The following is a 13,593-nucleotide window of genomic DNA, read 5'->3' as shown; positions in this document are numbered from 1 at the left end:
GGTATCCGAATCCCAAGGAGAAAGCTCATGCAGAAGATTTCGCCCTGTCTGTGGTTCGAGGCCGACAATGCGCAGGAGGCCGTCGACTTCTACCTCACCGTGTTCAACAACGCGCGCATCGTCGAAACCATGCGCCATACCGAAGCCAGCCCCGGCCCCGCGGGCAGCGTCCTTGCCGTGCTGTTCGAACTCGACGGCGAGGAGTTCATGGCGATCAACGGCGGCTCGCAGTTCAAGTTCACGCCCGCCATTTCGCTGTTCGTGAACTGCGAGAGCCAGGACGAGATCGACCGGTACTGGGACAAGCTGCTCGAGGGCGGCCAGGCGCTGGCTTGCGGGTGGGTGACGGACCGCTTCGGCGTAACGTGGCAGGTTGCGCCGTCGCGCCTGCGCTCGATGCTTCAGGACCCCGACCCGGCCAAAGCCAACCGCACGATGCAGGCGATGATGAGCATGATCAAGCTGGACATCGCGGCGCTGGAGCGCGCTTACCACGGCGCGTGATCACGCGCGGCGCATCTTCGCCTTGCGCTCGACGAGCTTCGACGCATTGAAGCGGTGGTCCGGCGAGAAGAGCCGCCGGTACGTCATCACGACCGCGCCGACGACGCCCAGCCCCGACGCCGCCGCGATCAGGAACATGATGACGATCTGATAGCGCACCGCCTGCAACGGCGACTGCCCCGCCAGCACTTGCCCGGTCATCATGCCGGGCAGGCTCACGAGACCGACCACGGCCATCTGGTTGAGCGTCGGAATCATGCCCGCGCGCACTGCCTGGCGCGCGGGCCCTTTGGCTGCTTCCCAGCGCGTCGCGCCGAGCGCGAGCGACATCTCGACCGCGCCGCGTCCCGCGGTCAGTTCTTCCGTCATGCGTTCGATGCCGAGCGACACGCCCGTCAGCGTATTGCCGAGCACCATGCCGAGAATCGGAATCGTGTATTGCGGCTCGTACCACGGATGAATGCGGATCACGACGAAAAGCCCGAACGCGCCGATGAGCCATGAACTGCCCCAGATCGACACGATGCTGTCCGCGCGCTGGCCGGCATACGTGCGCCGCCCGCGGCCGGACGCCGCGAGCCCCGCGATCACCGTCATCAGGACCATGAGCGGCAGCACGACATACCAGCGGCTGAACGCGAACACCCAGCCGAGCACGTAGCCGATAAAGAGCAATTGCACGACGGTGCGCACCGCCGCGATCAGGAGCCGCCGCTCCAGCCCGAGGTCGAGCGCGACAGAAAGCGCCCCGTTCACGACGATCAGCGCCGCCGCGAGCCCGATATCGACGAGGCTCAGATTCTGGTAGCCGTTCACGCGGCCTCCGCGGTTTCGGTGAGCGTGCCCGCCGACATCGCGAGATGGCGCGTGGCGACGCGGCGAGCCTGCTCCGGATCATGCGATACCCAGATGCACGCGCGCGCTTGCGCGCCGTCCGAACCGTCGCCCCCGTCGAACCATGCGCCGACGAGCGCTTCGATCGCGCGCACGGACGCGGGATCGAGCGAAGCGGTCGGCTCGTCGAGCAGAAGCACATCGGGCGCGAGTTGCAGCACGCGGACGAACGCGGCGATCTGCGCTTCGCCGCCCGACAACTCGCTTGCGAGCTTGTCGAGGAAGTCGGCGCTGCGTCCGGCTTCGTGCGCGAGGCGCGCGGCGGCGTCGCGATCGAATTGCGCATCGCGATAGGTCTTCAGTGTGTACGGATAGCGCAGGTTGTCCTCGACCGTGCCGTCGAGCATGGCGGGCCGCTGCGCGATATAGGCCACGCGCCGCCGATACGCCGGAATGCCCGCGCGTTCGATGCGCTCGCCGCGCCACGTGACGACGCCCGCATCGCACGGATCGAGCAGCGCAAGCGTGCGCAGGAACACGCTCTTGCCCGACCCCGAGGGCCCGGTGATGGCGACGCGTTCGCCCGCGCGCAGCGTGAAATCGGTGGGATGCAGAAGTACCGTGCCGCGCAGCGCATCGCGGCGCGCGACGCCCTTGGCCGCTACGAGCGGTCTGTCGTTAGCCATCTGCGTAAATCGTGGGGAGTCTCGTGTGGCCGTCATCTTACGCGGCCTCGCCGACATGAGCCGGGCACATGTCATGCTGGCGCGAAGTGAATCAGAAAAAACGGATGGAGAGGTCATGGCGCAAGCCCGAACCGCCGGAAAAATCGGAAAGATCGCAGCATGGTTCTTCGCCATTCTCGCGGTCCTGATCGCCGTGCTGGTGATCGTGTTCCTGACCTTCGACTGGAACCGGCTGCGGCCCTGGATCGACGACAAGGTCTCGCAGGCGATCGGCCGTCAGTTTCAGATCACGGGCGACCTCAAGGTCGGCTGGCGCCGTCCGCCGAACGAAACCGGCTGGAAGCGGTGGGTGCCCTGGCCGCGCTTCTCCGCCGAAAAAATCACCATCGCGAACCCGGACTGGGCGCGCCAGCAGCACTTCGCGACGCTCGACGAAATCGACTTTCAGGTCGCCGTGCTGCCGCTTCTCGCGCATGACATCGTGATTCCGAACATCAACCTCGTGAATCCGTCCATCGACATCGAACGGCTGAAGGACAATCGCAACAACTGGACGTTCAAGTTCAAGCAGTCGAGCCAGCCTTCGACATGGAACCTGAAGCTCGGCGACATTTCGCTCGCCAAAGGCACGATCGGCGTCCATGACGAAGTGACCAAGACGCAGATGGACATCGTCGTCGATACGCTCGGCCAGGCCGTGCCCATCGGCGAAGTGATGAAGCAGCAGGAAGCGGCATCGACCAAGTCGTCGGCGGAAATGGTCGGCAAGGGCGGGGCGGCCAAGCTCAGCAAGCAGGCGGATGCAGCGGCGGCATCGGAAGCGTCGGCTGCATCGGCGGCGTCGGCGGCGGCAGCGGCGAATGCATCGGCGCCGAATCCGGCGAGCACATCCGCGAACAAGAGCATCACGACCAAGGACGCGCCGAAGCCGCCGATTCCGCCGTATGCGTTCGGCTGGACCGCGAAGGGCACGTACAACAACGGCAAGGTCTCGGGCGAAGGCAAGCTCGGCGGCGTCCTCGCGGTGCAGGACGCGCAGCGCCCGTTCCCCGTTCAGGCGGATGTGCGGCTCGGCGATACGCATATTGCATTCGTCGGCACCGTGACCGATCCGGCGCATCTCGCCGCGGTCGATCTGCGGCTCTGGGTGCAGGCGGTCAGCATGGCGCATTTGTACACGTTCACCGGCGTCACGCTGCCGGACACGCCGCCTTTCGCAACGGAAGGACGCCTGACCGGTCAGTTCAGAGAAGAAGGCAACGTCTTCCACTACGAGAACTTCACCGGGCGCGTGGGCGGCAGCGATATCAACGGTTCGCTCGTCTATGCCGCCAGGAAGCCGCGGCCGCTGTTGCAGGGCGAACTGGTATCGCACCTGCTGCAGTTCTCGGATCTCGCGCCGATCATCGGCGCGGACTCCAACGCCAGCAAGGAGAAGCGCGGCGACGCGAAGAAACAGCCGTCCGCCAAGGCGCTGCCGACGGAGGAATTCAAAACGGACCGGTGGAAGGCTATCGACGCCGACGTGAAGTTCACCGGCCAGCGCATCATCAAGGACCCGAAGCTGCCGATCACGGATCTCTACACGCATGTGGTGATGAAGGACGGCGTGCTCTCGCTCGAGCCGCTCAAGTTCGGCGTCGCGGGCGGCACGTTTGCATCCAATATTCATCTCGATGGCAGCGACGCGCCGCTGAAGGGCAAGGTGTCGGCGGAGGCGCGGCATCTGAAGCTGAAGCAGCTGTTCCCGACCAACAAGACGATGCAATCCGCGCTCGGCGAAGTGAACGGCGATGCCGCGCTGTCCGCGACCGGCAATTCGCCTGCGGCGCTCGCCGCGAGTTCGAACGGCGAAGTGAAGGCGCTGATCACCGAGGGCACGGTGAGCCGGCTCTACATGGAGGCGGCGGGCCTGAACGTGGCGAACGTGGTCTACGAGAAGCTCTTCGGCAACCGCGATGTGAACATCAATTGCGCGGCCGCCGACTTCGTGGTGACGAACGGCGTGCTGGATTCGCGCGTCTTCGCGCTCGATACGGACGATGCGGTGATCAACGTGGACGGCACCATCAATCTGAAGACCGAGGACATGGATCTCGGCATTCATCCGCACACCAAGGGCTTCCGCATTTTCTCGCTGCGCTCGCCGTTGTACGTGAAGGGCACGTTCAAGGAGCCGAAAGTAGGTGTGAACGTCGGGGCGCTGGCGGTGCGCGGAGGCGCGGCGGTCGGGCTCGGGCTGATCAATCCGTTCGCGGCGCTGATTCCGCTCATCGCGCCGAGCAACAACAAGCCGCTGCCGTGCGGGCAGATGCTCGCGGACATCCAGAAGCCGCCGACCGCGCCGCCCGCCGGGCAGAAGCAGAAGGCGAAGGCTGCGCCGGCGTATATGTCGTCGGGCGCGGCGGCCGCGGGCGCGGGTGCTACGGACAAGGCGCCGAAGAAGCCGGCGGTGCCGGGGGCGGCCAGTGCGGGGCAGTATCGGGGGAGTTGATTAATCCGCGACGCCGTGGCGCGCGCGTCTGTTGCGTGACGATGCGGCCGCGACGCTACCGCCGCTTACCTTTCTATTCGATGGAGCACGGGAAAGCCGGGGAGCGCGTTGACGGCAGGTCCTTTGAAGACGATGCAGAGGCCTTCGGGCAGACGCGGCAACGTAGAGTCGCATTCACGCGTGCGCGACGCCGCCGATTACGCAGACCGAGAGGGCTCCGTTGCCGAAGCGTGACGCGTTTCGACGCGCGCGTCGCTTTCGCTGCGCCCTCAACGACTTAACGCAGTTCTCGGCAGGTTATCAACAGGGTGATGCACGGTTTGTGTGGATAGCGGTCCGCGCCCGCGCGCGAAAGCATACGCTTGGCGCGTGCATCCGCGAAGTCGCTAGCGGACCGATGCTTCGTTGATTGACTTACGCGACGACGCGCCTTACCCCGCCATCCCCGGCCCGCCGTTACTCCCGAGCAACTGCTCGACCGAATCCGCGTCCGCATAATCCTGCTCCGGCAGGCCATCGAACACGTTGATCACATCGTTGCTCGCGCCCGCCTGCCGCGCCGCTTCCACCAACGCGTCCTTGTTCGCGGGAAACTGCACCATGCGCAGCGTCTGCGCGATCTCATCGTCGATCGGCTCGTCGTTCAGAAAGTGGTTCTCTGCGGGCTTGTCGGTCATCGTCGAATCCGTTGTTATGAAAGTAACGAGCGGTCAGGTCAGCACTTGAATCGGCTGGCTCGCCATGCCATGACTCGGCGTGCGCGATTTCGGCAGCGGCACATGACGCCAGCGGGCGTGATCGAGGTTTTGCGCGCTGACATCCGGGGCGGGCGGCGACACCGGCCCGGCATTCACGCGCAGCGCGGCGCGGGTCGCCGACGCGACCTCCGAATCCGTCGAACTGGTATGCAGCGGCGCGGCGTAGCACGACACCGAAACCAGCGCCATCGACAACAACGTTGAGGTCTTCATCGGGCAACCCCTCCTCACGTAAGCAGCCAGAGCATCAAGCAGCATCAAGCAAAGCCTATGCCGATCGTTCTGCGGCGGGCGTCCCGCGCGTTCGAGCGTCGCGCCGGCTTGCGCACGGGCGCGACGAGCGGGCGTCGCGAGACCGAACTTCGAGTGATGCGTGAACTCGCCATCCGCGCCTCGGACGCGCGTTCGCGTGAAGCTGCGAGCCACGAAATTGCACGGCCGCGCAGTTTCAGCGCGTGGTCGGGTTCAGACGGAAGTATGCGTCCAGAAGCGAGGTCTTGTACACGACGCCGAGCAGGAGCGGCGCGGACTTGCGCTCGATCACCGGCAGCCGCTCGCCCTGAAACGCGAGGAAGTGCTGTAGCGCCTCGCCGAGCGACATGTCGGGCGTGAGCACGTCGAATTGCGGCTGAAGATAATCGGCGGCGGTCTTCGTCGCCGTGTCGTGGGCGTCGAGCAGATCGGACGTGATGTCCTTCAGCGCGACGACGCCGCGAAAGCGTCCGGCTTCATCGATCACATAGAGGTACTTGACCGGATATTCGAGGAAGACGCGCGTCATGTCCTTCACGTTCGCCGTCAGCGGCACGACCGTATCGGCGGGCTTGACGAGTTCGCGCATCTGCGTCGCGGCGAGCCGCAGCCGCTCCTTTTCTTCGCGCGTGCGGCGCAGCGTGACTTCGTACATCGAGGTCTGCTCGGAGGTGCGCGCGATGAAATACGCGACGACGCACGAGAGCATCAGCGGCAGCACGACCTGATACGAGAGCGTCATTTCGAAGATCATCAGGATCGCCATCAGCGGCGCGTGCGTGGCCGCGGCGAGAAAGGCGCCCATGCCGACCATCGCGTAGGCGAACGGCGCGGACGTCGAATGCGGCCAGATGCCATGCACGCCCAGCCCGAAGAGACAGCCGAGCACCGCGCCCACGAAGAGCGTCGGCGTGAAGATACCGCCGACCGCGCCAGAGCCCGCGGTCGCCGCCGTCGCGATGGTTTTGAAGACGAGCACCGTGAGCAGCGCCGTCCAGGTCCACGGTTGATGCAGCAGCGAGTTCACGACCTCATAGCCGTTGCCCCAGACTTCCGGCCACCATACCGAGATGATGCCGACGATCAGTCCGCCGAGCGCGAGCCGCACCGGCAAAGGCAGCGGCAGCAGCGCGAAGCGGCGTTTCGACGCCGCGAGCAGCCGCAGAAAATGCGGCGCCAGCGCGCCGCACAGCAGGCCGAGCACCACGAAAAGCAGCACTTCGACGCCCGCGATGGTCGGGAACACCGGCATCTCGTAAGGCGGCCGATAGCCCGCGAACTCGCGCATCGTGATATTGGCGACGACCGACGACACGACGATCGGGCCGAAGCTCTCCATCGCCATCGAGCCGAGCACGATCTCGGTGACGAAGAACGCGCCGGCGATCGGCGCGTTATACGCCGACGTGATGCCCGCCGCCGCGCCGCACGCGACGAGCAGACGCAGGCGCGGCGGATCGAAGTGAACCCATCGGCCGATGAGCGACGAGGCGAGCGCGGCGAGCTGCACCATCGATCCTTCGCGGCCGATCGAGCCGCCGCTCGTGATGGTGAAGAGCGACGAGAGGCTTCGCCAGACCGTTTGCGAGACCGGCACCGCGCCGTCGCCGATGGTGACGGCTTCCATGTAATCGGCGTTGGCCTGCTTCTTCGCATGCCGCCGCGCCGCGATCAGGCAGAAGCCCGCGACGAGTCCGCCGGCGGCCGGCAGCGCGATGCGCGCGGGCCACGGCAGCATGGTCGCCAGCGCGACGAGCCCCTCGGAGTGGTTGCCCAAAAGCCGCTGCGAGAGCGCGATGCCTCCGCGAAACACGGTTGTCGCGAACGCGCCCGCCACGCCGACGACCACGGCCCAGATGAGCATCGTGTGCGAGTCGGACAGCCGAAAGAGTCGTTGCGCGTGCGTGCGCAGCTTGAGCAGGAACGAGAGCACGGGTCGATTAGCTGTAAGCGTGGATAGCTTAGAAGCAAAAGGAATAAAGCGCCGCAAGGATAGCATTGCGCGAGGGCCCCGCAGCCCGTGCGCGCGCAAAAAAGCCCGGCGCGCGATCGCGGGCCGGGCTCCGTGCGCGGACAGGCTACCACTTCGGCGCGAACGACGGATTCGCGTTGCGCTTGCCTTCGTCGAGCTTGTCGATTTTGGCGATGTCGTCGGAATCGAGCTTCAGCTCTTGCGCGTCCCAGTTGGCTTGCTGGTGCTCCGCATTCGTCGATGCCGAGAGCACCACGATGTCGCGCGACAGCAGCCAGGCGAAGGTCACCTGCGCGGGCGTCGCGCCGTGTTTCTGGGCGATCGCTTTGATGGTCGTGTCGTTGTGCGCGCGGCCTTCGCCGAGCGGCATGTAGGCGGTGACCTTGACGCCGAGCCGCTGCGTCGCTTCGACAAGCGGGCGGTTGGCGAGGAAGGGACTCACCTCGATCTGGTTCGTGACGATCTCGCGCCCGCCCGGCGCATTCAACGCTTCTTCGAGCAGCGGCGCGGTGAAGTTCGACACGCCGTAGTGACGGATCAGGCCGAGCTGCTGCGCTTCCTGCATCGCGGCGAGCGTTTCGGCGATGGGCACCGCGCCGTCGGGCGACGGCCAGTGCACGAGCGCCAGGTCGATGGTGCCGATATCGAGCTTCGCGTGACTGTCCTTCAGGCTCGCGATCAGCTTGTCGTGCGCAAGGCGATCCCACCAGACTTTCGTTGTCACCCAGACGTCGTCGCGCGCGATGCCCGATTCGCGCACGCCCCGGCCGACGGCGGCTTCGTTGTTGTAGAACTGCGCTGTGTCGATATGGCGATAGCCGATTTGCAGCGCGCTCTTGACGGCTTGCGTGGTTTTATCGGCATCGACGCGGAACGTGCCGAGACCGAAGGAAGGGATCGTTTCGACCATGCTGGCTCCTTTGTTGAGGTAGGTGACGTCTGGACGCGCCTTACTGCGCGTCCTGATCGAGTTCAGGGTAGTGCCGGAAAATGCCGGATTCGTTGAACGGAATGCGCCGCTCCGAATCGACGTACGCCGCGATGTTCGGCCGTTCGAGCACGGCGTCATGCAGCGCCGACACGCGTGGATAGTGCTTGGCGAAGGTCTTCATCGCGCGGGGGAATGCATAATGCAATCCCTCGACGATCTGGAACATAGACAGATCGACATAGGTGACCGTGTCGCCGATCATCTGCGTGTCGCCGTGCGGGTTCTGCTTGAGCACGCGCTCGAAATAGCCGATGAACTTCGGCACGCGCTTCTCGATGAAATTCTTCGTGCGAATTTTCGCGGCGTCTTTCTGGTCTTCGTAATACAGATCGGTGGCAAGCGGATGATGCGTGTCGTGTACCTCGGCGACGAAATCCGCGATGGTCAGCTGCAATCCATGCGCGACGTAGCGCAAGGCTTCGTCGCTCGGCGCAAGGTTCAGCTTCGGGCCGAGATAGAGCAGGATGTTCGCCACGTGCGGCACGATGATCTCGCCGTCTTTCAGGAACGGCGGCGCAAACGGAATATGCGGCTCCGTCTTGCTGTTCAGCAGCTTCATCATGGCGTCCATGCCGTAACCGCTCTTCTTGGATGCGCGCGCGACATCGATGTACTCCGCACCGGCATCTTCCAACGCGAGCCGCACGAATTCGCCGCGGCCCTGCAGGCCGTCCCAGTAATACAGTTCGTAAGCCATGCGTGAACTCCTCATCGATCGGCCGCAAGCGGCAAAGCGCGTCGTTGCTGCTATTGAAGCACGATGCGCGCGGCGCGAAGCGTGATCGAAGCAACGGCTATACCCGCGCGCGGAGCGGCGATTGGCTGAAAAGCTGCGGTGTAGAATGGCCTTTTGCATGCGGTCTACATAACGCCGCATGCAGCATGCAAGCGATACATCGACAAGCAAGCGGAGAAGGGATGGACAAGCAAGGCTTCACCACGAGCATCGTTCACGGCGACCGCAACGCGGGCGTCGAACATGGCGGCCTGCGCCAGCCGATTCATACATCGGTGCAGTACGGGTTCGAGCGCGTCGAAGACCTGATCGGTGTGTTCCAGGGCACGAAGAAGGGCGGCTATAACTACGCGCGCCAAGGCACGCCGACGACCGCGGCGCTGGAACGCAAGCTCACGATGCTGGAAGAGGGCGTCGGCTCGATCTGCTTCAGCACCGGCATGGCCGCGATCACGGCGGTGTTCCTGACGCTGTTGCGCGCGGGCGACCATGTCGTTGCAAGCCGCTATGTGTTCGGCAACACGAACAGTCTCTTCAATACGCTTCGCACGCTCGGTATCGAGGTGACGACCGTCGATGCCGGCAAGACCGAACATGTCGCCGAGGCCATCACGCCGAAGACACGCATGGTCTTCGTCGAAACCATCGCGAATCCGGGCACGCAGGTGCCGGACCTCGCGGGTATCGGCGAACTTTGCCGCGAACGCGGCCTGGCTTATGTCGTCGATAACACGATCACGTCGCCGGCGCTTTTCAAGCCGAAGCACGTCGGCGCGAGCCTCGTCGTCAATTCGCTGACGAAGACCATCGCGGGTCATGGCGCGGCGCTCGGTGGCGCGGTCACGGACACGGGGCTCTTCGACTGGAGCCAGTATCCGAACATCGCCGACGATTACCGACGTGCCGGTCCGAGGGAACAAGGGCTATTGCAGATCCGAAAGAAGGGGCTGCGGGACATGGGCGCCGCGCTCTCGTCCGAGCAGGCGCATCAGATCGCGCTCGGCGCCGAGACGCTCGCGCTACGCGTCGCGAAGTGCAGCGACAACGCGCTCGCCCTTGCGCGCTTTCTGGAAGGCCACGAGGCCATCGGGCGCGTCTTCTATCCGGGGCTGGAAAGTCATCCGCAATATGGCATCGCGAAGTCTTTGTTCAAAAGCGGCTCGTGGCTGCTTTCGTTCGAGCTGCGCAATCCCGACAAGATGATCGACGTCGTCAATGCACTGCAACTGCCGGTGAAGGCTACGGGTCTGGGCGATACGCGCACGCTCATTATTCCCGTCGCGCCGACGATCTTCTTCGAAGCGGGCGCGCAGACGCGCAAGGCGATGGGGATTTCCGACGGCATGATTCGGCTGTCGGCGGGCATCGAAGAGCGCAACGATCTGATCGCAGATTTGGAGCAGGCGCTTCGGCTTGCTTAATTTCGCGGGACAGCGATCGATTTGTTGAGGGACCGCCTTCTGGCGGTCCTTTTGATTTTGCTAGGTAGGATAACTAAAGATGGCTTGCTTGCTCGAATGATAGCTTCTGCGATGCGCAACCGTTGCGCCGAGTCTTACTGGCGACGCGCCAGTGGAAGCGCGCACGAACCGACACGTGTGCGAGGCCCGGTCACTCGACAAGCAACCGAGCCGAAGCGCACGGCTTAGCGATGGTGCTCGGCGTAGTAGCCCGCAGCCTGATCGAGCTCCGCCTGAGCCTGCTTCAACAACTGCTTGGCCTTTTCTGCGTGACCGCCGAACTGACCGTGACCGGCCGATTGCGCGGCCTCGATGTGCCGATATCCCTGATCGACGAGCTGGTGCGCGCCTTCGATGTCGTGATTGACTGCACCGCCAGCAGCCATCGCAGCGGTAGCGGCAAATGCGAGGGCAGCAGCAGTGATGATCGAGCGTTTCATATGTCTTTCTCAGTTGCGTTGTTGAGCAGCAGACGACACGGTAAGAGACGGTCTCTTCGTGTCGTTGACGGCGAATCGCGCTGCTTTGCAGCTATTCGCTGAGGCCTACAACGTTACTGAAGCACATGCCGCTGACTTGGCAGATTTTCCTTTTCGTAACCGCGAATTACGAGATCAGTCGGGTCTGCTTTTGTTATAGCGAAGGGAAGTTAGCACTCCGGTGCATTGCACGAGGTTCGTCGCGCAACAGCGAAAGGGCGTCTCAATGCATTGGACGCCGCATTCGCAGACTCACGAGCAGATCAACCGAAAAGGCGTTCAACGCCGTACGTGATCGCCAGCCCGCCACCGACCAGCCACACGTAGAGGATCCCGCCGGTTGCGATCGCCCGCGGGCCGGCTTCCCGAATCTGCGCGATGCGCGTTTCCATGCCGAGCGCAGTCATCGCCATCGTGAGTGCGAAGGTATCGAGCGTGTTGAGCGTGCTCGTGGCGCTTTCCGGCAGGATATGCAGCGAATTGACGACGACGAGTGCGAGGAATCCGAGCGCGAACCACGGCACCGCGAGCTTGCCTTTTGCATGGTTGACGCTCGTTGCCGCATCGCCGCGTGCCCGGTTGATCCATACGCCGACCACGAGCAGCACCGGCACCAGCAACATCACGCGCGTCATCTTGACGATCGTCGCGATGTGCGTCGCCTCCGGGCTCACGTTGCTCGCCGCGCCGACGACCTGCGCGACTTCGTGGATCGTGCCGCCAAAGAAAAGCCCCGCGCCGAGCGTATCGAGGTGCAGCCATCCCGCGTGCATCGCGATCGGATAAAGGAACATCGAGAGCGTGCCGAACAGCACGACGCTTCCGACCGCCATCGCGCTCTTGTGCGGCTTGGATTGCAGCGTCGATTCGAACGCGAGCACGGCCGCCGCGCCGCAGATCGCGCTGCCGGCCGCCGTGAGGAGCGCCGTATCGCGGTCGAGCTTCATGAGCTTCATGCCGACCCACGTGCCGATAACGAGCGTGCTCACGACGACGAGCGCCGATACGGCGAAGCCCGGCAGGCCGACTTGCGCGATCTCCTGAAGACTTACGCGCAGTCCAAAGAATGCCACCGCGATGCGCAGGAGCTTGCGCGCCGAGAAGTTGACGCCGGCGGCCCAGCTTTGCGGCATGCCGTCCTTGAGCGCATTGCCGTAGAGCGCGCCCGCCACGATTCCGACGATCAGCGGGCTGATCCCGAGCCCGGCGATGGCAGGAAGCGCGGATAGCCGCGTGACCGCAGCGGCGAACAGCGCGACGAACAGGATGCCGTTGAGTTGACCACGGGTGGACGAACCGGAGGCAAGCGAGGCGGGGGCGGTGGACATATACGGCGTCCTTCGATGAGCATTTGAGCGATGCCGCTATCCTAGTTCGGATATATGCATATGAGAAATCGTGATTTAGAATGCCAAATATCAGCTATCACGATACTTGCACGCCATGACCCCCGACCAGTTGATAACCTTCGCCACTGTAGCGGAGCACGGCAATATCAGCCGGGCGGCGGTTGCATTGCATCTTTCGCAGCCCGCCGTGTCGGGCCAACTCCGTTTACTGAATGAAGAATTCGGTGAACCGCTGTATCAGCGAGACGGACGCGGCATCCGACTCACGCCTGCTGGCGAAGGGCTGCTCGGCTACGCGACGCGCTTGCGAGAGGCGTACCAGCAAGCGCACGCGCTGCGCGACGCGATGCGCGGGCTGGAAAGCGGCACGTTGCGCATCGGCGCGAGCACGACGCCCGCGAGTTATCTGCTGCCATACCTGATCGCGGCGTTTCGCCAACGCTACCCGGACGTCGTCGTCACGACCATCGACGGGAACACGGCGGAAATCGTCGCGGCGCTCGGCTCGCTCGATGTCGCGATCATCGAGGGACCGGCCGGCCTTGGGCTGCCGCCAACGGCGGGCGTGACGCCTTGGCTCGACGACGAAATCGTGGCCATCGTGCGCGGCGGGCATCCGCTTGCCGACGGCCGTGTCGGGGCGACGCTGGAGGTCATCGGCGGGCATCCGCTGGTTTTGCGCGAGCGCGGTTCGGGCGTGCGCCAGATCGTCGAGCGGGCGTTCGCCGAAGCTGGGGTGGAGATGCGCGTCGCGCTCGAGATCGCAGGCGTGGAGGGCGTGAAGGAAGCGGTGCGGGCGGGCATGGGCATCGGCTTCGTCTCGGCGATGTCCATCCGTCACGAGGACGATGCGCTGCGGCGTCTGCATATCGCGCCCGAGCCGCTCATGCGGCGTTTCTCGATTTTGCTGCCACATGCAGCCGCGCCGTCGCGCGCAGCGGCGCGATTTCTCGAGATCTGCGAAGACCGCGCCGCGATCGGCTAGGGAATTCCACTATGGCGCGAGCGCCTCGTCAGGGCGCAGTATCCGAACTCAGTCAGGCGCTTCGGCGTCTTTTTTGAATGCGATATTGGAACC

General features: G+C 64.4%; 13 protein-coding genes. 4 read left to right on the top strand and 9 right to left on the bottom strand.

What is annotated here, in order from left to right:
• Positions 1-27: 27 nt before the first annotated feature.
• Positions 28-504 (top strand): VOC family protein, encoded by a 477-nt coding sequence (locus LDZ24_RS07370; RefSeq protein ID WP_248319916.1) that lies wholly within the window; start codon positions 28-30, stop codon positions 502-504.
• On the opposite strand, the gene fetB is transcribed toward LDZ24_RS07370, so the two are convergent.
• Positions 505-1,320 carry an iron export ABC transporter permease subunit FetB gene (fetB, locus tag LDZ24_RS07365; RefSeq protein WP_248319915.1) on the bottom strand — a complete coding sequence of 272 codons (816 nt, stop codon included), beginning with the start codon at positions 1,318-1,320 and terminating at the stop codon, positions 505-507.
• Positions 1,317-2,024: an ATP-binding cassette domain-containing protein gene (locus LDZ24_RS07360; RefSeq protein WP_248319914.1), complete on the bottom strand. Its 708-nt coding sequence runs from the start codon at positions 2,022-2,024 to the stop codon at positions 1,317-1,319. The genes fetB and LDZ24_RS07360 overlap by 4 nt, the downstream gene beginning before the upstream one ends.
• 115 nt (positions 2,025-2,139) lie before the next feature.
• Here LDZ24_RS07360 and LDZ24_RS07355 point away from each other — a divergent pair, with 115 nt between their 5' ends.
• Positions 2,140-4,518, top strand: coding sequence for an AsmA family protein (locus LDZ24_RS07355; protein ID WP_248319913.1), 2,379 nt, complete (start codon positions 2,140-2,142; stop codon positions 4,516-4,518).
• Positions 4,519-4,949: 431 nt separating this feature from the next.
• Here LDZ24_RS07355 and LDZ24_RS07350 read toward each other — a convergent pair whose 3' ends face one another.
• The 5 genes from LDZ24_RS07350 to LDZ24_RS07330 all read right to left on the bottom strand — a co-directional run bounded on the left by LDZ24_RS07350 (position 4,950) and on the right by LDZ24_RS07330 (position 9,188).
• On the bottom strand, positions 4,950-5,195 hold the full coding sequence (locus LDZ24_RS07350) for a DUF2795 domain-containing protein (RefSeq protein WP_248319912.1): 246 nt from the start codon (positions 5,193-5,195) through the stop codon (positions 4,950-4,952).
• A gap of 33 nt (positions 5,196-5,228) precedes the next feature.
• On the bottom strand, positions 5,229-5,489 hold the full coding sequence (locus LDZ24_RS07345; RefSeq protein WP_248319911.1) for a hypothetical protein: 261 nt from the start codon (positions 5,487-5,489) through the stop codon (positions 5,229-5,231).
• A gap of 235 nt (positions 5,490-5,724) precedes the next feature.
• Positions 5,725-7,461, bottom strand: a complete 1,737-nt coding sequence (locus tag LDZ24_RS07340) for a ClcB-like voltage-gated chloride channel protein (protein ID WP_175940394.1) — start codon at positions 7,459-7,461, stop codon at positions 5,725-5,727.
• Positions 7,462-7,606: 145 nt separating this feature from the next.
• Positions 7,607-8,410, bottom strand: coding sequence for an aldo/keto reductase (locus LDZ24_RS07335; RefSeq protein ID WP_248319910.1), 804 nt, complete (start codon positions 8,408-8,410; stop codon positions 7,607-7,609).
• A 40-nt stretch (positions 8,411-8,450) separates the two neighbouring features.
• Positions 8,451-9,188 (bottom strand): glutathione S-transferase, encoded by a 738-nt coding sequence (locus LDZ24_RS07330; RefSeq protein WP_248319909.1) that lies wholly within the window; start codon positions 9,186-9,188, stop codon positions 8,451-8,453.
• Between the two features lie 221 nt (positions 9,189-9,409).
• On the opposite strand from LDZ24_RS07330, the gene LDZ24_RS07325 reads away from it, so the two are divergent.
• On the top strand, positions 9,410-10,648 hold the full coding sequence (locus LDZ24_RS07325) for a cystathionine gamma-synthase family protein (protein WP_248319908.1): 1,239 nt from the start codon (positions 9,410-9,412) through the stop codon (positions 10,646-10,648).
• A gap of 224 nt (positions 10,649-10,872) precedes the next feature.
• Here LDZ24_RS07325 and LDZ24_RS07320 read toward each other — a convergent pair whose 3' ends face one another.
• Positions 10,873-11,127, bottom strand: coding sequence for a hypothetical protein (locus tag LDZ24_RS07320; RefSeq protein WP_248319907.1), 255 nt, complete (start codon positions 11,125-11,127; stop codon positions 10,873-10,875).
• A 302-nt stretch (positions 11,128-11,429) separates the two neighbouring features.
• Positions 11,430-12,494 (bottom strand): YeiH family protein, encoded by a 1,065-nt coding sequence (locus tag LDZ24_RS07315; RefSeq protein WP_248319906.1) that lies wholly within the window; start codon positions 12,492-12,494, stop codon positions 11,430-11,432.
• A 115-nt stretch (positions 12,495-12,609) separates the two neighbouring features.
• Between LDZ24_RS07315 and LDZ24_RS07310 the strand changes: the two genes are divergently transcribed.
• Positions 12,610-13,500, top strand: coding sequence for a LysR family transcriptional regulator (locus LDZ24_RS07310; RefSeq protein WP_248319905.1), 891 nt, complete (start codon positions 12,610-12,612; stop codon positions 13,498-13,500).
• Positions 13,501-13,593: the final 93 nt, after the last annotated feature.

Source organism: Caballeronia sp. Sq4a (assembly GCF_023170545.1).
Taxonomy (GTDB): domain Bacteria; phylum Pseudomonadota; class Gammaproteobacteria; order Burkholderiales; family Burkholderiaceae; genus Caballeronia.
The sequence above is the reverse complement of the archived record's forward strand: the minus strand, read 5'-3'. Positions and strand labels throughout refer to the sequence as shown.